Below are 26890 nucleotides of genomic sequence, written 5' to 3'. Positions count from 1 at the left end.
GCCGCCCTCCCTTAGCGCCATGGCAATGCGATTCAATAAAGTATAGCGATTCGCTAGGGATTAGGAAGAGCAATCTTTCATGCTTAGCGTGACAGGTGTCAGTTATGCAAACTTGCTGGTAATGGAGTCATGCTTTTGTGGGGTTGCGCACGAGGGGGCGCCGCAACCGTATACTGGTCAACTTGGACGTATCCGCGCCCACAACTGAGAGGTTTTACTTCATGGGTTTCATCAATTTCATTGCCGAGCTGCTTAAGGATCCGCGCACTGCGATCGCCAGCTGGATCGCCGCCGGCCCGCTTATGGCCTACGGCTGCGTGTTCCTGATTATCTTTATCGAGACGGGCGTGGTGTTCTTCCCGTTCCTTCCCGGCGATTCGCTGCTGTTTGCCTCGGGCTTCTTTGCCCACAACGGTGGCTTTAACATCGTGGCGCTTCTGGCCACCGCATGGGCCGCAGCCATCCTGGGCGATCAGTGTAACTTTATGATCGGTCACTTCTTTGGCAAAAAGATCATCGCTTCGGGCAAGGTCAAGGCCATGACGCCCGAGCGCATCAAAAAGTCCGAGGATTTCTTGGACAAGTGGGGTCACCTGGCCATCTTCCTGGGTCGTTTCTTCCCGTTTATTCGCACCTTTGTGCCCTTTATCGCCGGCATGGGCGGCATGCACTGGCGCAACTTTGTCATCTTTAACGTGCTGGGTGGCATTACCTGGTCGACGGTCTTTACGCTGCTGGGCTACTTCTTTGGCGGCATCCCCTTTGTGCAGGAGCACTTTGAGCTGCTGATTATCGGCATCGTCGCCGTGTCGATTATCCCGACCGTGGTCGGCCTGGTTAAGGCAAAGCTGGGCAAATAGAACGCGTAGCTCGAACCAGCGCGCAAACCGTGCCGTTGAGGCCCGTCACCGATTACGGTGGCGGGCCTTTATGCTTCGGTCAAATGAAAATACTTTAGTTAGTTAAAGAAAAACGTTTTATCCGACGCGTGTGCGGAGTACAATCTCGTGCATGCGAATCGACGTGCCATCGGCTTTGATGCCGTTCGCGTGTCCCGTCCGGCACTACGCTCCGGGCGTGCGACGTTGCGACGCGGTCGGCCTCGGTCCTTGCGTGCGGGTTCGCGAGTATGCAACTGTGTATGTAAGGAGCGACATATGGCTGTCGAGAAGAAGGATATCGATTGGGGTAGCCTCGGCTTTGGCTACATGAAGACCGATTATAGCTACGAGGCCCATTGGAAGGACGGCGAGTGGGACGAGGGCGGCCTGACCACCGACCACACCCTGCATGTCTCCGAGTGCGGTGGCATCTTCCACTACTGCCAGGAGGTCTTTGAGGGCCTGAAGGCCTACACCGCCGAGGACGGCAGCATCGTCTGCTTCCGTCCCGACATGAACGCCGAGCGTATGTACAACTCTGCCCAGCGCCTCGAGATGCCCCCGTTCCCCAAGGACAAGTTTGTTGAGGCCGTCAAGCAGGTTGTTTCTGCCAACGCCGCCTGGGTTCCGCCTTTCGGCTCCGGTGCAACCCTGTACGTGCGTCCGTTTATGATCGGCTCCGGTGACGTGATCGGCGTGGCTCCCGCTCCTGAGTACACGTTCCGCATTCTCGTGACCCCGGTCGGTCCGTACTTTAAGGGCGGCCTTAAGCCCGTCAAGCTGCGCGTTTCCGAGTACGACCGCGCCGCACCGCACGGCACCGGCAACATCAAGGCCGGCCTCAACTACGCCATGTCCCTCAAGCCCACGATGGAGGCTCACCGCGAGGGCTATGCCGAGAACCTGTATCTCGACTCCGAGTCCCGTACCTATGTCGAGGAGACCGGTGGCGCCAACGTCCTGTTTGTGAAGGAGGACGGCACGCTCGTCGTTCCGCAGTCGCACACCGACTCCATCCTGCCCTCCATCACCCGTCGTTCGCTCGTTCAGGTTGCTCAGGACCTGGGCATGACCGTTGACCAGCGCCCCGTTGAGTGGGCCGAGGTCAAGGCCGGCACTTTTGTTGAGTGCGGCCTGTGCGGCACCGCTGCCGTTATCTCCCCGGTGGGCGAGATCGACAACAAGGTTTACGGTGCCGATGAGACCGTGACCTTCCCGGCTGGCTACACCGAGATCGGCCCCGTGATGAAGAAGCTCCGCGAGACCCTGACGGGCATCCAGTCTGGTGCTGTTGAGGATAAGCACAACTGGGTTTACACCGTCGCGTAATTTGTCTTACCCGCCCTGCGGGCTCGGCGATGTCACAACGAACAATAATTAATCTGAATTAAAGATGGCGCGCGGCCTTTTGGGCCGCGCTTTTGTTTTGCTTCGCGCCATGTGGGGGTGGTGGCGACGTGCATTTTTGCGAGTATTCTGCAATCGAAGGCCCTTGCATACCGACCTCGGGCGAAAAATCGGGATTTATCGATGTTTTCTACGAATGATGGGCGGGGTTATGGGCTGACAGCATTTGATTTGCAGGGATATTCGCGGTCTTTGGCATTTATCGTGGCGCTCGAAGCTGTCGGGCATGCTGAATACTCCCAAAAATGCACGGCGCCTTGAGGGGGACCTTCGCGACAAAGGAAACCGCCCCGTCGAAGTATGCATTCGACGGGGCGGTTTATGCATATAGCGGATTAAGGATGCGCTGGCAACCTGTTAGAACTTGACGGTCGGTGCCTGGCGGGCTGCTTCGGCGGCCTCGAAGCCCTGGCGCTCCTTAAACTGGAAGATGCCGGCAAAGATGACGGCAGGGAACGTCTGGATGGCGTTGTTGTAGCTGAGCACGCAGTCGTTGTAGCTCTGGCGCGCGTAGCTCACCTTGTTCTCGGTGTCTTCGAGCGTGGCTTGGAGCTGCGTAAAGTTGGTGTTCGCCTTAAGATCGGGGTAAGCCTCGGCCACGGCGAAGAGCTGGCGCAGAGCGCCGGTCAGCACGTTGTCGGCTTCCATCTTGGCTTCGGGCGTGGTGGCGCTTACGGCGGCGTTGCGCGCGTTGACCACGGCGGCAAGCGTGTCCTGCTCGTGTTTGGCATAGCCCTTGACGGTCTCGACTAGGTTAGGGATCAGGTCGTTGCGGCGCTGCAGCTGCGTGTCGATATTCTGCCAGGCGTTATCAATGCGATTGCGCTTGGTGACCATGTTGTTGTAGATGCCGGCGATGGCGCAGACAATCACAACGACAACAACGATACCGATGATGACGGGAATCATGGTGTCTCCGTTTCGAATGGCCGCGGCGTCTTCCGCCGGCTGCCGTTGGTGTAACGCTACTAGTATACCCGCAACCCTTGGCGATACCGAACTTTCCGGTAAGCGTTATGTTTCCACCAAGGTGAGGCCGTTCGCCAGGGGGTGGGCGATACAGGTGTAAGATATGCGACAGATTAGTGAGCGATGTCTTTTCCTTGAGGAGGGCGATACGTATGGACCTTCGCATCAAGAAAACCTATCGGGCCCTGTTCGAGGCCTTTACTGAGCTGCTCGAAGAGCATCGGTTTGAGGACGTGACGGTTGCCATGCTGTGCGACCGCGCTATGATTCGTCGGACGACGTTCTACAAGCACTTCCGCGACAAAAACGATTACTTTGCCTTCTATATCGATGAACTCATGTCGGGTCTGCCGCAAAAGCGGGCCGATGCGGATGGCGCGGAGGGCGCCGAGGACGTGCGCGCGCTTCGCCACGAAGTGTTCGCCGATGCCATGGATCTGATTCTGGCGCATGAGCAGCTCATGGATAACATTTTGGCGAGCAGTATGTCGGGCATGCTGACCAGCATGATTTGCGACCGCATCGCGCGCTCCATACGCGGGCGCGTGATGAGCGCGCTTGACGAGGATGCGCTTGCGCCCGTATCGCTCGAGACGACGTCTGAGTTTGTCGCCGGCGGCATTATTCGGCTCTTCACCATGTGGTGGGAATCGGGCCACGTACTGGAGCGCCGATCCGAAATCGCCGACGTGGTCGATGCGCTGTTCGAGCGGACCATGACGCCGGTGAGTCACTAAGAGTGGCGGAGAGAGGGGGATTCGAACCCCCGGAACGCTCTCGCGCTCAACGGTTTTCAAGACCGCCGCATTCAACCGCTCTGCCATCTCTCCGTGAGTCGTAATGATAGCATCGTTTTGGATTTGCAACAGGGGAGGCGAACGATGACGAGCACCGGAATCGATGAGAAGTTCATGCGTGAGGCGCTGTCGGAGGCGCGTGCCGCCGCGGCGGTGGGCGAGGTGCCGATCGGTGCCGTAGTGGTGCGCGCGGGTGAGATTGTCGCGCGGGCGCATAATCGCCGCGAGCTCGACCAGGATCCTTCGGCGCATGCCGAGTTTGCGGCCCTATGCGCCGCCGCTCAGTCGCTCGGTCGTTGGCGCCTTTCCGATTGTACGGTCTACGTGACGCTCGAGCCCTGCTGCATGTGCGCGGGGCTTATGGTTAATGCGCGCGTGGGGCGCTGCGTGTACGGCGCGGCCGATGCTAAGGCGGGCGCCCTGGGGTCGCTATACGACCTCAATGCCGATTCGCGCCTGAATCATCGGTTTAATGTGACGGCTGGGGTCTTGGCGGATGAATGCCGCGAGCTGCTGAGTAGCTATTTTGGCGGTCTGCGCGGAGCGGGCGGCGCTGATTGCGGTTGTGGGGCCGATCTTGAAGCACACGCCGCTCACGCCGCAGCGCTTGCAGGTGCCGGTGAGGATGCTGGCGCGGCAGTTGACTTTGGTCCTGCGTGCCGCCGGCCCCGCCGTGTGCTGCTGGCGATTGACTCCTTTAAGGGCAGCGTGTCGAGCGCGCAGGCGGAGGCGGCAGTTGCCGGGGGCGTGCGCCGCGTGTGGCCCGATGCCCAAGTAAGCGCGCTGCCGCTGGCGGATGGCGGTGAGGGAACGCTCGATGCCGTTGCCGCGTGCGGCGGTGAGATTGTGACCTGCGAGGTGGCGGGTCCCTTGGGCAAGCGCGTGGCTGCCCGGATGCTGGTGGACGGCGAGCACGAGTCGGCTGTCATTGAGATGGCCGAAGCCGCGGGCATCGGGTACTCGCCGTGCACGGAGTCGGCGGCGTTGGCCGCGACGACCTATGGCGTGGGCGAGCTGATGCTTCGTGCGGTTCGCGCGGGGGCGAGGACCCTATATATGGGACTGGGCGGCAGCGCCACCAACGACGGTGGCGCCGGCATGCTGCAAGCGCTGGGCGCGCGTCTTGTCGATGACCGTGGCTGCAATATCGCTCCCGGTCTTGCGGGCCTTGAGCAGGTGGCGAGCGTTGATTTGGCGCCAGCGCTGCAGGCTTTGGATGGCGCGCGTGTCGTGGTGCTTTCCGATGTCGAAAACCCGCTCGTGGGGCGTCGCGGGGCACTTGCGGTGTTTGGCGGGCAAAAGGGCCTGCCGACAGACGATGTCGAAGCGCTGGGCGGGTGCGACGGCTGGATGGTCGGCTACGGCCGCCTGCTCGATACGGCGATTGCCGAGGTACGGGCTCAGGGATTGCTGCGCGTGTCCGAGGGTGCGCGGACGTTTGGCTCGGTGCTCGGCGTGCCCGGCGCCGGTGCCGCTGGCGGTCTGGGCGCCGCGCTGCTAGCGCTCGGTGCAGAGCTACATTCGGGCGTGGAGACGGTGCTTGATCTGATTGGGTTTGACGAGCGCGTGCGGGATGTCGATCTGGTCATAACGGGCGAGGGCAATATGGACGAGCAATCCGCCGCCGGCAAAGCGCCGGTGGGTGTGGCCCGCCGTGCCAAGCGCTATGGCAAGCCGGTGGTCGCCGTCGTGGGCGGTCGCGCTGACAACCTGGATGCGGTGTATGAGCAGGGCGTCGACCTGGTTTTGACGATCTGCCGCAAGCCCATGGGCCTTGAGCTGGCGCTCGATCCCCAAGAAGCCATAACCAACCTTATCTGCGCCGGCGAGTCTGCCGCTCGATCCTACGACCTCGCCCGCCTCTAAAACCCATCCCCTCGATAAGTTGCGGTGAAATACGGAGTGTTTTTGCCTTTAAGGTGCCAATTCAGTCCGTATTCCACCGTAACTTCGTGAATGGTCATCCGAGGCTGGTCGACATGGGTTTCGAGTCGGACCGTTTGCCACGAAACACGGCTATCTACTACGTTTAACCGACCACCCTCGACTATCTCGGAATTTGCAAAAATGAAACCGCAGGTAGAGAGCTTGCCGATTTCCGAAAAAGTCGGCTATGGTCGACCCCTGCGACCAAAACGTAGTAGATGGGGCCTTTTCGTGGCGCAGCACCAGATCAGTCTTTTTGGGACGGGGCTTTCTTGGCTACTTTCGTCACCCTGATGTCCCCAGTCAAAAAGTAGTCAAAAAAGCCCCGTCCCAAATTAGCTGTCTTGCCCCATCGGGCGGGAGCAGGTAAGATATATCGAGCGCCTAGCGCGTTCGATGGGTTCGGATGACGACATGTTCCGAATCTGGTCAGGTCCGGAAGGAAGCAGCCATAAGGAGCCTCTGTCGGGCATCCGAATCCATCGAGTGCGCAGGCGCTTTTTCGTGCCGCGGCTACCCGCGAGTGCCGGCAGGGTCACATTTATCTGATAATTGAATCCCTGGCGTTATGTCGCTCGCTGGCGTTGCCAAAACATCGGCTGCTACGTGCCTTGGGCGCTAGCGGCCGTTGCCCTTACATCTGTAACGAGTTGCTTACGCATCTTCAGGGTTCGCCGTACTATCATGAATCAGATTGAAGAGAGATGATGATAGGGAGCGCCTTTTTATGATTGAGCTGCTCAGGCGTTTTGGTGGTAAGTTTCGCCGATATATGGTGATCGGCCCTGCGTGCAAGTTGATCGAAGTGATCTTTGACCTGCTGACGCCGCTGGTGATTGCCCAGATGATCGATAAGGGCATTGGCTCGCACGACGTTAATGCCGTTATCCACTACGGCATGGTACTTGGCGCCATGGCTGTGATCGGCATCTCGTTTACGCTCGTCTGCCAAAAGATGGCGGCGCTCACCTCGCAGGGCATGGGTACCGATATCCGTGGTGCGCTCTACCAGCACATCAACAAGCTGAGCTATGCTGAGCTCGATCGCTTTGGCACGCCGTCGCTCATCACGCGCATTACCAACGACGTCAACCAGGTGCAGCTTGCCGTGGCGCTGGGCGTGCGCATGCTCATCCGCTGGCCTTTCCTGGCGGTGGGCTCCATGGTCGCGGCCCTTGCCATCGACCTTAAGCTTGGCGTGATTTTCTTGATTTGCACGCCCGCCATTGGCCTGGTGTTTTGGTTTGTCATGGCGCGCTGCATTCCGTACTACAGGCAGCTGCAGGCAAAGCTCGACCGCATCGCGCTTATTTGCCGCGAGGGGCTTTCGGGCGCCCGCGTGGTTCGTGCGTTTGTGCGCGAAGACCACGAGCGCGAGCGCTTTGCCCAGGCCGCCGACGACCAGGCCAATACCGCCATCGTGGTGGGCAAGCTTTCGTCGATTCTCAACCCCGTCACCTTTTTGGTGATGAACCTGGGCGTGTGCGCCATCCTGTGGGTGGGCGGCATCCAGGTCAACGCGGGCGAGCTCACGCAGGGTCAGGTCATGGCGTTTGTGAACTACATGACGCAGACCCTCACCTCCATCGTGTATGTCGCCAACCTGGTCGTGGTCTTTACCAAGGCGAGCGCCAGCGCGTCGCGCATCAACGAGGTGCTCAATTGCGAGCCGAGCATCACCGACGGGGACAACCAGCCGGTCGCGCTGCCCAAGCCGGGCAATGTCGCTCCAGTTCCTGCGCTGAGCTTGAGCCATGCGAGCTTCTCTTTTGGCGCGGGCGCGGCAAATGCCATCAACGGTGTGACGCTGGAACTCCCGCTGGGCAAGACGCTCGGCATTATCGGCGGTACGGGTAGCGGCAAGTCCACGCTCGTCTCGCTTATCCCGCGCCTGTACGATGCGGGCACCGGCAGCGTGAGCGTGATGGGCGCCGACGTGCGCGCCTGGCCGCTCGACCAGCTGCGCCATGTGGTCGCAACCGTTCCGCAGCGTGCGTCGCTGGTGAGTGGCACCATCCGCAGTAACCTGACCTGGCGCGACGAGGCGGCGACCGACGATGAGCTCTGGGCGGCGCTCGATATGGCGCAGGCCAGCGAGTTTGTGCGCAACAAGCCGCAGGGGCTCGACGCCCCGGTCGAGGCGGGCGGCAAGAACTTTAGCGGTGGTCAGCGCCAGCGCCTGACCATCGCGCGTGCCCTGGTGGGCTCGCCCCAGATTCTGATCATGGACGACTCCGCCTCGGCGCTCGACTTTAAGACCGACACGGCGCTTCGCCATGCCATCCGCGAGCGCAGCGTGCGCGGTGCCGCCGAGGGCGGGCTGCCGCTGACAACCGTCATCGTGAGCCAGCGCGTATCGACCGTGCACGACGCCGACATGATCTGCGTACTCGACCACGGCTCGGTCGCGGGCCTGGGCACGCATGACGAGTTGTATGCAAGCTGCCAACTCTATCGTGAGATTTGCCAGTCGCAGCTGCGCCGCGAGGAGCTCGAGGGCCAGCAGGGGAGCACGACGCCCACGCCCACCCCAAGACCCGCGTCCGCTCCGACCGTCCCCGCATCTGTCTGCGCAAAGGAGGGCTGCTAAATGAATCCGTACACTTCCTCCGGTTCGGTCGCCACGATGGCGGCAAACGTGTCCGGTAACGATAACCTCAACGACCTGGGTGACGGCCCACGCCAGCCCGGCGATCCCGAGCGCTATCCCGTGGGCGCGGTGACCCGCCGCCTGATGGGTTATGTTCGCCCGCGCCGCGTCTCGTTTGCGGCGTCGTTTGTGAGTGCCGCCATCTCCGTTATCTTGCAGCTCTACACACCTATTCTCATTGGCGAGGGCATCGACCTGATTGTTGCCGCGAGCCAGGTGGATTTCGATGCACTGCTGCCGCTCGTCACCAAACTCGCGCTCGTTGTGGTGGGAGCCGCGGCCTTCCAGTGGTTGCAGGGCTATTGCGTCAACCGCCTGTCCTACGAGACGGTGCGCGACATGCGGGTGGAGGCAAGCGACAAGCTCAGCCGTATGCCGCTCAGCTTTATCGACAGCCACGCCCACGGCGACCTTATGAGCCGCGTGGTCAACGACGTCGATCAGGTGGGCGACGGTCTGCTGCAGGGCTTCACGCAGCTCTTCACCGGTGTTATTACCATCGTGGGCACGCTCGCGTTTATGCTCTCCATCAACCTGACCATGACGCTCGTGGTGGTGCTCGTCACGCCGCTTTCCATTTTTGCAGCCGGTGCTATTGCCAAGCTCTCCAACAAAAGCTTTACGGCACAGCAGCGTATTCAAGGGCAGCTCGGTGGTCATATCGAGGAGTACGTAGGCGAGCAAAAGCTTGTCGACGCCTTTGCCTATGGTCCCAACGCCCAGCAGCGCTTCGATGCCCTCAACGCTGAGCTCTACACCGCGGGCGAGCGTGCGCAGTTTATGGGTTCGCTCTCCAACCCCGGCACGCGCTTTATCAATAACATCATCTATGCCGTGGTCGCTGTGATCGGCTGCGTGGGCGTGATCACGGGCGTGCCCGCGGCGCTTACGGTGGGCGGCGTGCAGATTTTCCTGTCCTATGCCAACCAGTACACCAAGCCGTTCAACGAGGTCACCAACGTCATTACGCAGATCCAGACCGCGTACGCCTCGGCGCGCCGCATGTTTGCGCTGCTCGATGCGCGCGAGCAGGAGCCCGATGCGACGGATGCCGCGGAGCTTGCCGCCCCGAAGGGCGAGGTCGCCTTTGAACATGTGGACTTTAGCTACGTTCACGACCGCAAGCTGCTGCAGGACATTTGCATCGAGGCCAAGCCCGGCATGCGCTTTGCCCTCGTTGGTCCCACGGGCTGCGGCAAGACGACGCTCATCAATTTGCTGCTGCGCTTTTACGATATCGATGCCGGTCGCATTGCGGTCGATGGCCGGTCTTCGCGTGACTACACGCGCGCAAGCCTGCGCCGCGCCTTTGGCATGGTGCTGCAGGACACCTGGCTGTTCGAGGGCACGGTGGCCGAAAACATTGCCTACGGTTGCCCGGATGCCACGCGCGAGCAGGTTATCGAGGCTGCCAAGCGCGCGCATGCGCACAAGTTTATCGTGCAGCTGCCAGGCGGCTACGATACGGTAATCGGCGAGGACGGCGGCACGTTTAGCCAGGGTCAAAAACAACTGCTGTGCATCGCGCGCGTCATGCTCACCGACCCGGCGATCTTGCTGCTGGACGAGGCGACCTCGAGCATCGATACCCGCACCGAGCTGCAGGTTCAGGCGGCATTCGACGAGCTCATGGCAGGTCGCACAAGCTTTGTCGTGGCGCACCGCCTGAGCACCATCCGCAACGCCGACTGCATTCTGGTGATGCGCGACGGCGAGATTATCGAGCGCGGCACGCACGACGAGCTGCTAGCGGCAGGCGGCTTCTATGCCGAGCTCTACCGCAGCCAATTCGCCCAGTAGGGAATACCGATTAGCGGCAGATGGTTTACATCTGCGCCGTTAGTACTAAGATATGCTTCTAACAAATTGCATTAATGGCTCGAGTTTCGGGGGAAACGAGGCAACGTGACTATGACATGCTCTATGGTGGTCAACAGCAAGAGCGGTAATACCAGGATGGTTACGGGGGCGATCAAGCGCGCTCTGCAGGCTGCGGGCGTTGAGTTTGTCCACGCCGCGGCGTTGAGCGACGATGCGGACGCAGATCAGGTTGCGCTCGAGGCGCAGGGCGCCTGCGCGGCCGACACGGTGCTCGTCGGTTTTTGGTGCGACAAGGGCGCGTGCACGCCTTCGGTCGCGGCGTTGCTCTCCGCCTTGCACGGTAAGCGCGTCTTCCTGTTTGGCACCTGCGGCTTTGGTGCCGACCAGAGCTATTATCAGCAGATTATCGATCGCGTGACCTCCAATTTGGCCAATGATGCCGAGCTTGTAGGCTGGGCGATGTGCCAGGGCAAGATGGGTCCCGCGGTTAAGCAGCGCTACGAGGCAATGCTCGAGCAAGATCCCGAAAACGCCCGATTTAAGATGCTGCTCGACAACTGGGTTGCCGCGAAGGACCATCCCACCAAGGAAGATATGGATAACATGGCTGCAGCCGCAAAAAAGGCCGTTTTGGGCGAATAACTCCGCCGCTTGCGGTGCCGCGCGTTCAATCGTACAAACGTGAAAGCCTCGAGATTCTCGGGGCTTTTTTCATGACACGAGGGCGCCCCTTTATTGATGGAAGGCCTAATAAGCTGATTGTTCTATGCCCGGATGTGTGCGGAGTGGGATGGGATTTCCGGATGGGTGGGGTTGCGGAAGCTGCGTCCCGGAATTTGCCTTTGGAATGGGATGCGGTTTCCCGTTGAGGGGCTCTGTGGAAACCGCATCCCAGTTTTCGGCCGAGAAATGGGATGCCGTTTCCGGTTGAGGGCCTTGGCGGAAAGTGCGACCCGGAATTTGTGATCGGAGTGGGATGTGGTTTCCCAACGGGGGCACAAGCGGAAGCCGTATCCCACTCCGGACGTGAATTCTGGGACACGGTTCTCAGAGGATTATGGGCTGCGAACTACATGGGGCTGTCATAAAACTCCGGCAAAGGGGGGTCGGAAATAAATGACACTTCCAGTAGTTTGTTTTAATGTGGGGGGGGGGTACCATTATTTTAGTTTCGCAAAAAACGAACCTTCTATGGGGAAGTTGCGTAGGGGGTTAGTCGTAAGTATTGGATAAAACAGACTAATTTGGGGATAAATGACCACTTACGCCAAAATAAGTAGCATTTAACGACAAAACATTGAAAAATGTGTAGCACATCGCTATGTTTTTATTAGGAAAAGATTCCAAATTGGCTTATTTCGAACTCACTTTTCAAGCGCCTTGCGGTTCCTGTTGAAACTTGCTGACCTTTGGATGGGTCGAATAGGGCCTCAAGGGGGATGAATTATCACTTTGGCTGCGCGTAGACTCAAACGATTTATTGCACTTTTGAGTAGCTTGGCGTTCGCGCTTGTCATAGCCCTTGCCGTTGTTTCTTTTGTGCCTCGCGCATTTGGATACACGCCCTTTGCTGTTCTTTCTGGCTCTATGGAACCCGAGCTTCCCGTTGGCTCCATGGTGTTTGTTCGCCAAGTTGAGCCAGCGGATATTGCCGTGGGCGACAATGCAACCTTTTACCGATCGGACGGTGCCGTGGTGACGCATCAGGTGTACGAGATCGACCCTGTGGCGCAGACGATTAGCACGCAGGGAATCGCAAACAAAAATGCAGATGGAACCATCATGCACGACGCCGAGCAGACGCCTTTTTCACGCGTGATCGGTGTCGTTTCTTTTTGTGTCCCTTACCTGGGCTTCGTTAACGCATATTGCACGACGATGCCCGGTTTGCTTGTTGTGGTGGCCGTTCTGGCGCTGCTGGTCGCGGCGTCGATTGTGCTCGATCGGGTGGTTCCCGACGAGCCTGCGGGCAAGCATGCCCGCGCGCATGCGAGGGAGCGGCGTTCATAGCGGCAGGGAAAAGCGTCGGCGGCGGTAGGGGCCGTTGCCGGGGAAAACGATTCTCGAAAGGAAGAGAACGATGGAAAACAAGAAGAAAAAGCGCTACGGCATCATTGCCGCCCTGTTGCTGCTGGTATTGGCTGCCGGCGTGGGAACGTATGCATGGCTGACGGCGCAGTCGAGCCTGCCCAACAACTTCACTACTGCGGGCATTAACAAGCCCACTACCGATCCCGATCATCCGAGTCAGCCGCTTCCGGATGATAACACTAAGGTCAACGGCAACCTGACCGAGACTAACTGGGTTGCGAACTCCAAGCTCGCCCCTGGCGTGTCTGTTCCTAAGAATCCTAATGTCGGTATTGGCAAGGGATCCGAAAACGCTTATGTGTACGTTTTCGTGAAGAACGAGACGGCGTCTGCTGGGACTCCTAATTCCAGGAAGACTTACTTCACCATTAACTCTGGCTGGAAGGCCGTTGAAGCGACCACCGTTGAGGGAGAGCCGACTCATTATCTCGGTGGCCTTTTCGTTTATGTTGGCGATGGGACCGAGGCAACTCCGCTTATTGCCAGCAAGACCGAGGACAAGTGGACCGGTGAGCTGTTCAGCAATGTGACTACGCCCAAGGAGACCGAGCAAAAGGATTTCGCCAAGGATGCCAAGATGACGGTCAACTGCTTCGTTTACGCTGCAGACAGCACCACTGAGGGCTCGGCTGCGTCTGCTGAGGTTGCTGCCAAGGATTGGGCTAAGGGCCTGTAGTAATCCAACCCCCTCCACTGAGATCCCGGCCCGCTCCCACCCCTATACTCGGGTCGGGATCTCGGTCCCCCTTTTTATCGACGACTGGCGAACGTAATGCTCAATAATCTTTCCGACAATCAGAAACGCACCTTGGCGCTTGCCGCGATGGCGCTGTTGGCCCTGGCGTGCCTGTGCGGCACGCTGGCTTTTACCGTTGATATGGTTCCGGCGAACAACGTTCTATCGTTTGGCAGCGTGAAGGTACGAGTCTGCGAATACACCCTCAACGAGCAGGGCGAGGAGATTCCGTTTGAGCCCAACGAGCACGGGGACTATCCCGACACCAAAGCCGGGGGTTCTGACATCAGCCGCATTGTGCGCGTGGAGAACGTCGGCTCGCAGCCTGAGTACGTTCGCGCGCGCCTGCGCATGAAGTCAGTGGCACCCGACGGCTCGTGCGCGGATGCCTCGGGCAACGTTGCGTTTCATGTGGACGCGGGCGAGGGGTCCCCGTGGATCGATGGCGGCGATGGGTGGTACTACTACCGCGGATTGGATGGGCGTGGCGGCGTGCTCGACCCCGGCGCCATGACGGAAAGCCTCATGGACTCGCTGCGCTTTGTGGACGACTACCACGATGCCGCGCGCGGCGGCTCCTTCAGGCTCGATATCGATGTGCAGGCCGTGCAGGCCAAAAACCAGCAGGAAAGCGATACCGTCCTCGACGTTCTCGACGTCGTGGGTTGGCCGGAGGCGAACTAGCCTATGAAGATCAAGAACATGAACCGGGGCGTGCTTAGCAGGCTAGTTGCCGTCGCGGCGATTGCCCTTTGCTGCGTTATGGCGCTGCCGACGGCGGTGCATGCCGAGGATGTGCCCGAGGCCAAAACCGAATTCCACATCAAAAACGAGGCTGACTTTTTGGCGTACGTGGCGCTGTCGCGCGAGCGCGATACGTCCGGCTGGCACGTTTATCTCGATAACGATATCGTGCTTAATGATGACGACATGAAGACCATTGTCTCGCACACCGTTAAGCATCTGTCGTTTGGCAACAAGGAGCATCCGTTTAAGGGCGTGTTCGATGGTCAAAACCACACCGTTGAGGGCCTGAACTACGATAAAGACGCTTTTGACCCCGAGCGCGATACGGGATTTTTTGCCGAGACCAACGGTGCCACCATCAAAAACTTCCTGGTCAAGGACGCCAACGTGTGGGCGGACTTCCGCGGTGGCATTATCGTGGGCAAGGCCGTCAATACGCGCTTCGAAAACGTTATGGTCATGGAGAGCACGCTGCACGTGACCTGCGCCAACAATGCTCTCAACCTCATTACCAACGCAGGCTTTGAGGGCGGTCTCATCGTCGGCGAGCTCGACGGCTGCACCCTCTACAACTGCGAGGTCCGTGGCGGCCGTGCCGTCAACAATACGACCTCGGGCGTGCAGGCGCTCGGCGGTGAGGGTCTGTATATGGCGGCGTTTGCCGGCTACGTTAAGAACTCGACTATCGAGTACTGCCGCGTGACGCCGACGCGTAAGGACGACGGCTCGATTGCCGAGAAGGGCATGACCGACGTCACCAATAAGTACGACGTGGCCATTGGCGCCCTGGGCGGCAACAACGTGTATGCCTCGGGTTTTGTGGGCTGTATGGCGGGTGACGCCAAGATTATCGACTGCTTCTCGACGGCGCAGTGCTACAGCTATGCCGCGTCGTACGTGGGCGTCGTCGCCGTGACGCGCGCGTGGACGGGTGGCTTGGCGGGTCGTATTCTAACCGAAAAGGGCAACGAGCTCGTCCGAAGCCATTTTGCGGGTGACTTGAGCTCGCGTCAGTATAATCCCATCGCCGTGATCCCCATCATTCAAAACGATGTGAACCTGGGCGGTATTGCTGCGCGCGCCAACAAGGGTGACGCCACGGTTACCGAATGCTACTTTAAGCCGAGCGTGAGCCTAAACGGCAGCAGCCAGGGCAACCCTGCCAAAAAGAAAATCCCCTCGTTTGGCGGCGACGGCATCATCAAGGGCGATGGCTATGGTCCGTGGGATGACGAACGCTACACCACGCGCGAGCTGTGGGAAGAGCACGACTACGACTTCTGTGCCGGCACCATGCGCTCGACCGCTAACGACAAGGCCCTGGGTGCCCCGCACCCCAATGAGTGGGCGATGGATTACAAGCTGAAAATTCCCGTGCATGGCCAAAGCGTTAAGGCGACGATCGATTTTCCCGGTGCGGGCACCGCGACAATCGAGAAGACCAAACTTGGCAAAGACCAGGCGACCTCGGATCCGTACGCCTTTGCCGTGAGCGCCGTGCTGGCGGGAACGGCCCAAGGCCTGGCCCAGGGCGATACATCGGTAACGTTTAAGCAGGATACCTCCGCAAAGCCAGAGGGTTTGACCGAGGCCAACGGCGGCTACCGCTTTATGGGCTGGTTCCGTGAGCCCGGAGTCAATGTGAACCGTATCGATGCCGATAACGCCTGGTTTAACGGCAAGACCGATGCCGATGCCGTTAAGGCTGGCAAGCAGGTCCAGAAGAACGAAGCGCACGAGATAACGTCGAGCTATACCGCCGATAACGCGAAGGGGGCCGAGGCCTTTAAGGGCAACGACCTGTTTATTGCTTCGTACGAGGCGCAGGTACTGTTCTATAACGTCAAGGGCGAGACGCTCGCGTGGCAGAGCGGCGAGGAGCACGACAAGTCGACGGACTGGTACCGCTATGGCGTCGGTTTAACGCCGGCTGCCCCTGCGGACCGCGGCACTCTTTCTGCCAGCGCCACCTTTATCGGTTGGACGACGCAGCCGAGTGGCGAGGCCGGGATGCATGGCGGTTACGCGGCCATCACCTCGCCTGAGCTTGCCGAGTTAAAAAACGCCGGTGCGTTCTATCCTGCCGGCACCGAGATCACTGTGCTTGGCCCTACCGATTTTTATCCGGTGTACACCGACTATGTGTCGAACATCATGACGGTGTTTGAGGGCAATGAGCAGGATGCAACCGACGATCAGACTCGGCGCGACGGTGTGGGCAAAACTGACGTTAAGGTTGAGACTGCAGAAGATGGCACAAGCGCGTATACCGTACAGGTGCTCGACGTATCCGGTAAAGCTATATCCGAGGAGGGCCAGCTGCCCGACGGCTATCGTTTCCTGGGTTGGTATGAAAACAAGGGAACCGAGGATGCCCCGCTCGAGGTGCGCGTAAGCCGCGACCCCAGCTATACGCTCCCCGCCGATGTCGATTTAACCGCGCCGCATACCTACATCGCCCGCTTTGAGTACCGAGTGGATTATTACGTTCGGGCTTATACCAACCATGAGTTTACGGACAGCAAGCTACTTTGTTCCGTTTGGAATCGCTATCAAACGCCCTTTGAGGAAAACGTCGGTAGTACCTTCGTGCGTGAAAACGTCGTCCACTGGGGCCCGGAGCATGTTGACCACGGTATAAAGGATAGTTATGAAACGTGTGGCACGCGCTTCACGAAGGAAACCCTTGTCGTGAGTCCCCTTAACGCGTACTCGCACAACGTTAAAAACGATACGGGAGCCGATACTCTAAAAAACCTCTATGCCGATACCGATTTTCCAGGCGCTGCAACGCTAAGCGATACTTGGACTTCGGCTTCGCTGAACGTAACGGTCAAACCGGTGAATGATCGCTATCGCCTGAATTTCTGGACGCTTGAGCGCGATGGTGAATATTGGACATATGTGAAAAATCCCATCGAGAGCATGGTGCGTACAGATAAGAAGTACTACGTTCGCGCGATGATTACCACGGACGTTAATTTCTACAACAAGGGCGATAATGTCGTGAGGACTGCCACGCGGCGCTATGAGAGTAACTTGCTGCAGACCAAGGTGAACGGGGCGGATCCGACGTTCACGTATTACTACCCGCATGTTAATAAGTCGGTTAAAGTGGCCGAAAAGCCAGAAGATGGTGAGAAGGGATCGTATGAGAGCCCCCTGACCCTCGAAGCTTCCCCGACCGATGCCGACATGGCCGTGCCGGGCTATAAGTTCCTGGGCTGGATTTCGACCGCCGAGGTTCAGAAGGATTCTGACGTCTGGAAGTATATCTACGACGTCGCCGGCGACTCCTATGTGACGAGTGATCCGGATAAGGCAGAGCCGTATCTGGCGACCGACGAGTCCAAGGTCACCCAGTGGCAGGATGCCTATCCCGTCTACGCAAAGTACGACGTCAGCTACACCACCAACCTGCATCGCGCAGGTTTTGAGGGTACGGACAAGGTCAATGTGCCTAGCTACAACATCGCTCCCGTTATCAACGCGGACACCAATCCTGCTACGGCAACGGTGACCCCTGACGTTACGACGCCGGTTTATAAAGCAGGCGGTGAGCTGTATAAGTTGCAGAAGGTTGAGATCGAGCTTCCGAACGGCGAGATCAAGACGCTTCCCTACGATGTGGAGCATGGTACTTGCTCTTATCCGGTGGAACCTGGCGGAGCCTATACATTCGTGGCGTACTATTCGCCGTTGGCGGTTGTGTACCATCTCAATGCCAGGGATGTGGACGGTAAGGTAGCCCAGCAGGGCGATTCTCTCGGCAGCCTTAAGGACGGCATCCCGCTGCCAACGTATAACGTCGGCGATATCGATGCTGCAACAAACGCATACAATGCCTTCGTGGGCTGGACGGAAACTAAGCCGGTAGCTGGCAACGGTTATGTCGTTTGGTCGGACGACGTTTCCATGGTGAATAAAAGCACCGTGGTCAAGGCCCCCATGGAGTTGTATCCGGTCTACCGCGCCAGCGCGGTGCGTGTTCAATCGAATATCGATGCCAATCTGGATGACCCCGGTTCTGTGCGTTATCTTTCGCGGACCGACTCTGGTGATCAAATTTCGCTGGAGGTAAAAGCTGCAACTGAGGTTGTCGGCAAGGATGGCACCAAGTACGACTTTGTCTGCTGGTCGCGTGACTATGAATCCGATAACAAGTACACCCTGATGACCGGTGACGACAAGTATCCCCTCGAGGGCAATGAGCCCTTTAAGAGCGCGATGTACACTGCGGTGTACAAGATTGCGCCGCATAAGGTGCGCTATCACGGTGTCGACGGGTCGGTTCTCTTTACGGCGACGGTCGACTCGGGCGACGAGCGTGCGCAGGACGGCAAGTCCGGCTTCGTCTATACGGTTGATGTTCCCAAAATGGATGAGAACGGCCGCCCCGTCTATGACAACAGCGGGAATCCCATGATGGAGCAAAAGTCCGTGGCATACGACCCGGACGCCCATTCCAAGATCGTCGCGCTGCTCGATGAGCGTGCGGCCGCCAATGGCGATATGCGTGAGCTCTTCTTGGAGTGGCGATATGTGGGCGCCGATGGTGATACGAAGCCTTGGGATGTGTTTAAGGACGAGCCAATTAAGGGCGACATGGACCTGTATCCCGTTACATATCGCGTGGTTGCCAAAGATACGTCTGATCCCGCGAAGTCCGAAACCATGACCGCCCAGCTTAAGTGGCTGCTCGATCCCGCCGCCGCCAACACCGTCGATGACAGTGCCGACAAGGCGCCGTTTAAGGTCTGCTTTGCCAAGCCGTTTATGGGAACGCGGCTGACCGTTACGGTAATGCGGGCAAGCTACGGGCCTGGTACAGAGGGTGTTTCTGTGGCGGAAGAGCCCGTAAACGGCAAGTTTGTCTCGCTCTACAGCCTTGGTTCGGGTGACGGCTCGTTCGACCTGGCCAACCGTCTGGAGTCCAAGAAGACGGGCGAGGGCGATCAGGGCCCCGGCAAAGCCGTGTTCAACTTTGCCCAGACTCATGCGCTGACGATCGTTAAAAAGACGACCGATGCCAGCGCTATGGGGCAAACGTTCCGCTTTAAGGTAACGCGAAAGATGTCGCAGGATTCTCCTGCCGAGACGCGCATGGTCGAGGTGAAAGTTAGCGAGCAGCGCGACGAAAACGGTGAAACTTGCTATGTCGGCAGCGTGCAGTTCGCCGCTCCGGCTGGCATCTATACCGTCGAGGAAGATACGGCTTGGGCATGGCGCTACCAGGGTGAGCTGAGCACGCCGGGCAAGGCGCCCGGTAAAACTGCCGAGCTGACGATTTCGTCTGCATCGAGCGCGAACGATGCCACGTTCACCTGCACGAACACGCGTGTGAACGACAAATGGATCGACGGCAGCGATCGTGCCCATAACGTTTGGAGCAACGGCAACGTAGCAAAGAAGGAGGATTAGCATGTCCAAGCGCAAGCGCATCATCGCCTTGCTGGTGGGGGTTATCCTCCTGGCCGGTACGGCAGGCACGTTGGCCTGGCTTTCGGTTACGGGCGTGCTGGTCAACCAGTTCGGCATCGGATCGGTGACGCCATCGGTTCAGGAAACGCTCAACGGCAAAGTGAAAAGCGATGTCAAGGCGAAGAACACGGGTACTGCGCCCGCCTATATTCGTGCTGCAGTGGATATCTACTGGCAGGACCAGGATGGCGCACGCCTGTGGGATGAGCCAGTTGCCGGCACCGACTACGTCATTGACTGGGGCAGTGTGTCCAAGGCATCTGCTTCCAACACCGCCTCGTCTTGGGTTGTCGCGTCCGACGGGTACTACTACTGGACGTCTCCCGTTGCTCCGATGGGCAAAACCGATGTGCTCATCAAGAGCGTGACTGAGCAGAAGGCAGATGGGAAGAACCTGGTCGTTGACATTTCGACCCAAGCAATTCAATCCACGCCCGACGATGCAGTTGCAGAGGCATGGGGCTGTACAGTCAAGGATGGCGTGCTGGTGCCGCCGCATGGAGGTGCGTAGGTATGGCTTCTCCGATTCGTAAAGACGTTGTGTGTTCCTTGCGCTGCGTGATGGCGGCAATCGTCTGCCTTATCGCGCTTGCCGTTCCTGCACGTGCGTTTGCTGACGTTCCCACGATTGCCTATGACGGAAATGCACGCCAGCTAACGGTATCGGGAGCGACGGACTCCTCGGGGGAGCCCGATCTGTTTCCAGCCTTTAAAGATCTAATGCCCGGCGATGTACGCGAGCAACAGATTGGGGTTCGTACCACGGGTGTAAAGTCCCAGGTACGTGTGTTTGTGCGGGCTGTTGTCGATCACGAGACGGCACATCTGCTATCGCCCATCACCTTAACGGCGACTGTGGGCGATGCCTCTGCAGGTTGGCTCCAGACAGGAACACCGGGCAGCGTGTTCGCCTATCCCACGCAAATCGCCACGTTTACGAGCGATGACAGCACGGTGCTTAATCTGCAGCTAAGCGTTCCGACGTCGGTGGGCAACGAGCTTGCCGACGCAAACAAGACCATTCGCTGGGAGATTACCGCCGAGGACGATGGCGAGAAGATTCCCGTGCAGTCTGCTGACAGCAAGAAGCCCGGCTTGCTTGGTCTGGCGGCAACGGGCGACAACACGCTCACGTTGCTTTTAGTTTTGCTAACTCTTGCCAGCATCGCTTTTATAGCCGCGCTACTTTTGTCCCGGAGGGATAAGTACTAGGTCCATCTTCTAAACGCAACGCCCTCCCGGGCGGCTGGCACGAAGTTCCCTGCTCTACAGTCCTGCGCAAGACGAAGGCCACATTAAGTGGCCTTCTTTGCGTGCGGAACTCGCGATGAACTTCGAGCCCGCCGCTCGGGAGGGTGTCTCTTTATTGATAGAAGGCCTAATAAGCTGATGATTTTATGCCTGGATGTATTCGGAGTGGGACGGGCTTTCCGGATGGGCGGTGTTTCGGAAAGTGTGTCCCAGAATCGGCGCTCAGAGTGGTCCCCACTTTCCGGTTGATGTCTTGTCCGGAAACTATGTCCCGGAATTAAGGCTTGGAATGGGATGCACTTTCCGGTTGAGAGCCTTAGCGGAAAGTGCGACCCGGAATTTACTCTTGAAGTGGGATGCGCTTTCCCAACAGGCCCTCAAGCGGAAACTGCGTCCCATTCCGAAGGCAGATTCCGGGACACACTTTCCGAATACAAAGAAGGCCACTTAATGTGGCCTTCGTCTTGCGCAGGACTGTCCGAGCAGGGAACCTTATATGCCTCCGCCCGGACAGACGTTTCAGTTATGAACTCGCAGCTAGCCGCTATTTGATCTTGGTCGTACCCGGTGCCAAGTTAGGGTCGGTTTCGTTGGCCTCGGTCTGGAAGTGCTCGGTGTAGACGTTCTTGCCGTCGCGGAACATTTCGTAATACTGCATCTTGGCGTAATCCTCGCGCGCCTTGGTGGCAGCAGCGGCGACGGCGTCATCACCGGTGACGTTGGAGGAGAGCGCCCAGCGCAGGCTGGCGTCCTCGTAGCCGACGGAGTTGATGGCGGGCAGCGACTCGCGCAATGTCATATGCGCCTTCTGGTAGTCGGTCAGCGGTGCGCCGATCAGCTGCATCAGCTGGGTGGACAGATAGTTGGTGGACAGGTCGTCGACCTCACTCGTCTGGTCGCAACCGGCAACGTCGTAGTTAGCCCAGATGATGTAGTCGGTCTGCCACAAGCGTTCCTGGTGGGTGGCGTCGTCCTCGCCGGTAAACCACTTATCGTTGAACTTGGACGGGAAGAACGGCTGATGGTCGCCCCAGAACACCACGACCACCTTACGGTCGAGCTTGCTCAGGGCGTTGAGGAAGTAGCGCAGCGCCTGATCGGACTGCTCGATGCACGAGACATACTCGTCGACATCGGACAGCGTGCCATCCTCGACGGTCTTGGCATCCAGGTCGGTCGTGTCGATGTTCAGGTGCATCTGCTTGTCGACCGGCAGCAGGCCCGTGTCGTAGCCCGAGTGGTTCTGCATGGTCACGTCGAAGATGAACTGCGGGTCGGCGTTCTGGTCGAGCAGCTCAAGAATCTTGTCGTATGTCGCCTGGTCGGTCACCATGCCGCGCAGGGTGTCGGCACCCTGGAAGTCGTTGATGGACAGGAACTGGTCAAAGCCAAAGTCCTTGTAGACGTTCTCGCGGTTCCAGTTGGTCGCGTGGTTGGGGTGCATGGCCGTGGTGGAATATCCGAGCGACTTGAACTGCTCTGCCAGGTTCCCGGTCGTTTCCATGTTGTAGATGGTGTAGGGGTACACGCCCGAGCCCAGGTTGGCCATGGAGTTGCCGGTCATAAACTCAAACTCGGTATTGGCGGTACCGCCGCCGTAGGCGCTCACGTAGAGCTTGCCACGGCTGAGGCAGTTGGACAGGCTCTTAAAGTACTGCGGGCCCTCGTAGCCGGCGCGCATGTTCTGGTAGATTGACAGATCCGAGAAGGTCTCGTTCATGATGGCGATGACCGTGGGCTTCTCGCTGTCGAACTGCTCCTTTGCGGCGGCGCGCTCGTCGCTCTTGGCCGCGTCGGACTTGTCGTAGGCCTTGGCGTACTTTTTGAGCGTGGCCTTGGCATCGTCGACGGAGTAGTCGGCGGGTTTGGGCGGCTTGATGGACTGCGCTGCGCTAATGAAAGCGGGCAGGTAGCCCTCGCGCCAGTAGCTCTCGAGCGGGCGCCAGGTGTAGACGGTGATGCCGAGGGTGTTGTAGTAGTCGATGAGCGTGACATGCGCGGTTACGCCGCCCAGGCACAGCACTGCCACGAGCAGGTTGGTGAGCAGCATGCGCTTGGCGTTGGCGGCACCCTTCTGACGGTGCGGTGCCACCAGGCCGGCGTACTCGCACAGCAGCATGGCGATGGCGGTAAAGCCCATGGACAGCACGCAGAACAGCGAGATCGAGAAGGTGTAGCCGTTGCCGGCGACCGCGGCGGCGGTGGAGATGGCCGAAAGGTCGCCCGGCTGGATGGGCATGGATTTAAACGTGATGACGAAAAACTCGGCAATGCCCAGGACAAAGAGGGCGAAGGCCAGGACCGCGGGAGCTGCGCCGTGGCGCTGGAATAGGAAGAACAAGCCGACCATGAGCACGGTGATAATGGCCCATTCGAGCAGAATGCACAGGGGGTAGATCCAGGTAAAGTCGTGGTTGGACGAGACCTCCATGCCCAGCAGCGCAAAGACGCCGGCGAGCAGTAGGCACAAGACGGCGGCGACGAGCGGTTTGCCCACAAAGGCGCCGCGCAGGCGGGCGAGCTTGCCGGTGAGGGCGGGGGCATCGGGCGCGGCAAACGCAAAGACGCGCGGGGCGATACGGTCGCGGGCGATGCTGGCCCAAGCGCAGCCGGTGAGGATGGCGTTGGTCAGGATGAGCATCACAAAGGCGAGCGGCTCGTTTTGGGCGACGAGGCCAATGGCGCCCCAGACGGTCAAAAAGAGCTGGAACAGGCCGAAGGCGACGCTCCATCCAAGAGCGCTTTTGGCAACGGTGCCCGACTGAGCGCGAATGGCCTTGGCCTCGCGCAAGACAAGGTAGACGGTCGCCGCAAGACCGACGAGCGAGATGGCGGCAGCGAACATGCTGAGACTCCTCACAAACTAAAACCTACGAAAGCGGGGGTTTACCCGATTGTTACCAAGATATGCGCTGCATTTGGTGACTGCGCACAACAACCAGCCATAATAACGCGCGTGCGTGGCGGTGTTGCGCAATGTAGCGGCGACCTGCGCGATAATGGACGGGAATTACACGGAAACGTAAAGGCTTCTTAAAGAAATGGCGAGGGTAGGGCGATGAGCGAGCAGGTTTGCAAGGCGGACATGGGCAGCGACGGAGCTGCGGTCGTGGATACATACGGCTATCCGGTCGAGACTACGGGCAACGCGGTGCTGGACATCTTGGAGCATCGCTCGTCTACGCGTGCCTTCGCGCGTGATGACGATGACCGTCCCGTGGCGGTGACCGACGAACAGCGGGCGGCGATTCTGCATGCGGCGAGCCGTGCGCCGTCGGCAGGCGCCATGATGATGTATTCCATCGTGAGCATTCGTGAGCAGGCCACATTGGACCGCCTGGCCGACCTGTGCGATCATCAGCCCATGATCGCCAAGGCGCCCTGGGCACTCATATTTGTAGTCGACTATGCCAAGTGGATCGATCTGTTTGAGCATGTGGGTTGCTTTGAGCCCGAGTTTGTCGAGCGCACGGGCAAGTCGCCCCGTCGTGCGCCGGGCCTGGGCGACTTTGCCATCGCGGCACAGGATGCCATGATCGCCGCTCAAAACGCCGTGGTTGCCGCCGAGGCCCTGGGGCTGGGGAGCTGCTATATCGGCGATGTCGTCGAGAACGCCGAGGAAGTCGCCGCGCTGCTGGACTTGCCTCCCTATACCATGCCGCTGTCGATGCTCATCATCGGCACGCCCCGCAAGGAGCGCCCGGCGATCGCGCATCCCGTGGTGAACCTGGTGCATGAGGAGCGTTATTGTCGCGCCGACGCCGCGACCTTGGATGAGCAGGTGGCCGAGATGGACGCGATGTTTCGCCCGCACGCCCGCGAGGTGGGCGAGCGCGTCGTCGATATCTACACCCGTAAGCACACGAGTCCCTTTATGGCCGAGATGAGCCGCTCCATGGAGTGGTGGTTCAAGAACTGGCTCGGAAAATGACGAATGTGACAAAGGGACTGTCCCTTTGTCACATTCCATATCGCCGCGGTGGCCTAAAGGCCGCATAAATGTTTATTTAGCTGGGAAAACAGTACCATTCAAACATGGGCTGATTACCTATAATCCCGTCGAACGTTAAAATTGGGAGGAAACTGGCTTATGGAACAAAAGGCAAAGGAAGTAGCCTCGCACGCTGCGATTCCTGTGAGCATCTCGGCGATGCTCGTCACGCTGGGCGTGGTGTACGGCGATATCGGCACCAGCCCCATGTATGTAACCAAGGCGCTCGTTGCCGGCAACGGCGGCATCGGAAGCGTCACGCAGGAGTTCGTGCTCGGCGCGCTCTCCCTTGTCGTGTGGACGGTCACGCTGCTGACGACCGTCAAGTACGTGCTGATCTCGCTGCGCGCCGACAACCACGGCGAGGGCGGCATCTTTGCCCTGTACAGCCTGGTCAAGCGCTGCGGCAAGTGGCTTATCATCCCCGCCATGCTGGGCGGCGCGGCACTGCTCGCCGACGGTATCCTGACGCCGGCCGTTACCGTGACCACGGCCATCGAGGGCCTGCGCACCATTCCGGCGGTCCACGCCGTGCTCGGTGACGACCAGGGCCGCGTTGTCGCCATCACGCTCGCCATCATCATCGCGCTCTTCTTGGTGCAGCGCATCGGCACGGCCAAGATTGGCCACGCCTTTGGCCCCATCATGACGCTGTGGTTTTTGTTCCTGGGCGGTACGGGTCTGTTCTTTGTCTTCCAGTATCCCGCGGTGCTTTTGTGCCTCAACCCGCTGCGTGGCATCGGCTTTTTGCTGAGCCCCAACAACCATGCGGGCATCATGATCTTGGGCAGCTGCTTCCTGGCCACCACCGGTGCCGAGGCGCTCTATTCCGACATGGGCCATGTGGGCCGCGGCAACATCTACGCCACCTGGCCGTTTGTTAAGTGCTGCCTGCTGCTGTCCTACATGGGCCAGGGCGCGTGGCTTATCAACAACGCCGGCAACCCGGAGCTCATGGGCATCGCCGACCTCAACCCCTTCTACCAGATGCTCACCCCGGGCCTGCGTCCCTTTGCCGTCGGCCTTTCCACCGTCGCGGCCATCATCGCTTCGCAGGCGCTCATCACCGGCGCATTCTCGCTGGTGTCCGAGGCCAGCCGCCTGGACCTCATGCCGCATATGCAGGTCTTCTATCCTGCCGAGACCAAGGGCCAGCTCTACATCCCCATGGTCAACAACGTCATGCTTGTCGGCTGCGTCATCGTGGTGCTGCTGTTCCAGAACTCGGCGCATATGGAAGCCGCCTACGGCCTTGCCATTACGCTGACTATGATGTGCACCACGCTGCTGCTCTTCTTCTACCTGCATGAGGAGCGCAAGCTCAAGGTTGCTCCGTGGATCTTCGCGGCCTTCTTCCTTTTGCTCGAAGGCTTCTTCTTCGTGAGCTCACTCACCAAGTTCTTCCACGGTGGCTATTTCACCATCCTCATGGCCGCGCTCATCATGGGCATCATGGTGTGCTGGTACAACGGTACGGCTGTTGAGCAGCGCCAGTTTACGCTGCTGCCGCTGCGCAGCTACCTGCCGCAGCTCAAGCGCCTGCGCGACGACGATCGCTACGAGCTTATGAGTGACAACATCGTGTACCTGACCAAGGACACCAATACCGACTACATCGACCGCGATATCGTCTACTCGATCTTGGACAAGCACCCCAAGCGCGCTCGCGCCTGGTGGTTCGTGAATGTCGAGACCATGGAGGAGCCGCATACCTTTGCCTACTCGGTCGAGACGTTCGGCACCGACTACGTGTTCCGCGTGCATCTGTATCTGGGCTACAAGATCAACCAGCGCGTCAATGCCTATCTGCGTCAGGTTGTTCAGGATCTGGCTGCCAGCGGCGAGCTGCCGGCACAGACGCATGACTACTCGGTCTACAAGGATCCGGGCAACATCGGCACGTTTAAGTTCGTCATGATCCGCAAGCTGCTGGCGCCCGAAAGCGACGTGGAGCCCAGCGAGCGTACGGCCATCACGCTCAAGTACATCATCCGCCGCGCTGCCGGCACTCCCGCGCGCTGGTACGGCCTGGAGAACTCCAACGTGAGCTTTGAGTACGTGCCGCTGTTCACCAAGTTTAAGGCCGTGAGCAAGATGCAGCGCCTGGCTCCCGACGAGCGCCCGTAGTCGACGTCTGCTGTT

The 26890-nt window shown here is 59.2% G+C and carries 17 protein-coding genes, 1 tRNA gene and 1 other RNA gene; 16 read left to right on the top strand and 3 right to left on the bottom strand.

The genetic code is table 11. The annotated features are described in order from the left end of the window. The first annotated feature begins 221 nt into the window (after positions 1–221). The gene (locus DW136_RS05655; protein ID WP_118081698.1) at positions 222–860 is read left to right on the top strand and encodes a DedA family protein; all 639 of its coding nucleotides are present in this window, start codon (positions 222–224) and stop codon (positions 858–860) included. 297 nt (positions 861–1157) lie between these two features. Then, positions 1158–2210 (top strand): branched-chain amino acid aminotransferase, encoded by a 1053-nt coding sequence (locus tag DW136_RS05650; RefSeq protein ID WP_118081696.1) that lies wholly within the window; start codon positions 1158–1160, stop codon positions 2208–2210. A 435-nt stretch (positions 2211–2645) separates the two neighbouring features. On the opposite strand, the gene DW136_RS05645 is transcribed toward DW136_RS05650, so the two are convergent. Beyond that, on the bottom strand, positions 2646–3197 hold the full coding sequence (locus tag DW136_RS05645) for a LemA family protein (protein ID WP_089573514.1): 552 nt from the start codon (positions 3195–3197) through the stop codon (positions 2646–2648). 212 nt (positions 3198–3409) lie between these two features. Here DW136_RS05645 and DW136_RS05640 point away from each other — a divergent pair, with 212 nt between their 5' ends. Next, a complete protein-coding gene (locus DW136_RS05640) occupies positions 3410–3994 on the top strand; it encodes a TetR/AcrR family transcriptional regulator (RefSeq protein WP_117757518.1) in 585 nt (194 codons plus the stop codon). Between the two features lie 3 nt (positions 3995–3997). Here the strand turns inward: DW136_RS05640 and DW136_RS05635 are convergent. Further along, positions 3998–4087, bottom strand: a tRNA-Ser gene (locus DW136_RS05635). Between the two features lie 51 nt (positions 4088–4138). Here DW136_RS05635 and tadA point away from each other — a divergent pair. The 11 genes from tadA (at position 4139) to DW136_RS05580 (ending at position 20718) form a co-directional block, all read left to right on the top strand. Then, positions 4139–5920 carry a tRNA adenosine(34) deaminase TadA gene (gene tadA / locus DW136_RS05630; RefSeq protein ID WP_118289254.1) on the top strand — a complete coding sequence of 594 codons (1782 nt, stop codon included), beginning with the start codon at positions 4139–4141 and terminating at the stop codon, positions 5918–5920. 453 nt (positions 5921–6373) lie between these two features. Then, positions 6374–6469, top strand: an RNA gene (gene ffs, locus DW136_RS05625) — signal recognition particle sRNA small type. Positions 6470–6707: 238 nt separating this feature from the next. Next, positions 6708–8570 (top strand): ABC transporter ATP-binding protein, encoded by a 1863-nt coding sequence (locus tag DW136_RS05620; RefSeq protein WP_118289253.1) that lies wholly within the window; start codon positions 6708–6710, stop codon positions 8568–8570. Then, positions 8571–10430, top strand: coding sequence for an ABC transporter ATP-binding protein (locus DW136_RS05615; RefSeq protein WP_118289252.1), 1860 nt, complete (start codon positions 8571–8573; stop codon positions 10428–10430). It begins immediately after the preceding gene. Between the two features lie 111 nt (positions 10431–10541). Next, entirely contained in the window at positions 10542–11093 is a 552-nt protein-coding gene (gene bilS, locus DW136_RS05610; RefSeq protein WP_117629831.1) for a flavodoxin family protein BilS, read from the top strand. An 810-nt stretch (positions 11094–11903) separates the two neighbouring features. Next, on the top strand, positions 11904–12461 hold the full coding sequence (locus DW136_RS05605; RefSeq protein WP_369831368.1) for a signal peptidase I: 558 nt from the start codon (positions 11904–11906) through the stop codon (positions 12459–12461). Positions 12462–12531: 70 nt separating this feature from the next. After that, the gene (locus DW136_RS05600; protein ID WP_117582955.1) at positions 12532–13218 is read left to right on the top strand and encodes a SipW-dependent-type signal peptide-containing protein; all 687 of its coding nucleotides are present in this window, start codon (positions 12532–12534) and stop codon (positions 13216–13218) included. A 96-nt stretch (positions 13219–13314) separates the two neighbouring features. Next, positions 13315–13962 (top strand): hypothetical protein, encoded by a 648-nt coding sequence (locus tag DW136_RS05595; RefSeq protein ID WP_118289251.1) that lies wholly within the window; start codon positions 13315–13317, stop codon positions 13960–13962. 3 nt (positions 13963–13965) lie between these two features. Continuing rightward, positions 13966–19446, top strand: coding sequence for a hypothetical protein (locus DW136_RS05590; RefSeq protein WP_118289250.1), 5481 nt, complete (start codon positions 13966–13968; stop codon positions 19444–19446). 1 nt (position 19447) lies between these two features. Beyond that, positions 19448–20017: a hypothetical protein gene (locus DW136_RS05585; RefSeq protein WP_117582958.1), complete on the top strand. Its 570-nt coding sequence runs from the start codon at positions 19448–19450 to the stop codon at positions 20015–20017. Positions 20018–20019: 2 nt separating this feature from the next. Further along, a complete protein-coding gene (locus tag DW136_RS05580) occupies positions 20020–20718 on the top strand; it encodes a hypothetical protein (protein ID WP_117582959.1) in 699 nt (232 codons plus the stop codon). Positions 20719–21301: 583 nt separating this feature from the next. Here DW136_RS05580 and DW136_RS05575 read toward each other — a convergent pair. Continuing rightward, positions 21302–23602, bottom strand: a complete 2301-nt coding sequence (locus DW136_RS05575; protein WP_117629825.1) for an LTA synthase family protein — start codon at positions 23600–23602, stop codon at positions 21302–21304. A gap of 213 nt (positions 23603–23815) precedes the next feature. On the opposite strand from DW136_RS05575, the gene DW136_RS05570 reads away from it, so the two are divergent. Next, on the top strand, positions 23816–24688 hold the full coding sequence (locus DW136_RS05570) for a nitroreductase family protein (protein ID WP_118289249.1): 873 nt from the start codon (positions 23816–23818) through the stop codon (positions 24686–24688). A 159-nt stretch (positions 24689–24847) separates the two neighbouring features. Continuing rightward, entirely contained in the window at positions 24848–26875 is a 2028-nt protein-coding gene (locus DW136_RS05565) for a KUP/HAK/KT family potassium transporter (RefSeq protein WP_117629823.1), read from the top strand. The last annotated feature ends 15 nt before the right edge of the window (positions 26876–26890 follow it).

This window comes from Collinsella sp. AM12-1 (genome assembly GCF_003472325.1).
Lineage (GTDB): Bacteria > Actinomycetota > Coriobacteriia > Coriobacteriales > Coriobacteriaceae > Collinsella.
This window is presented reverse-complemented; position numbering and strand designations above follow the sequence as displayed.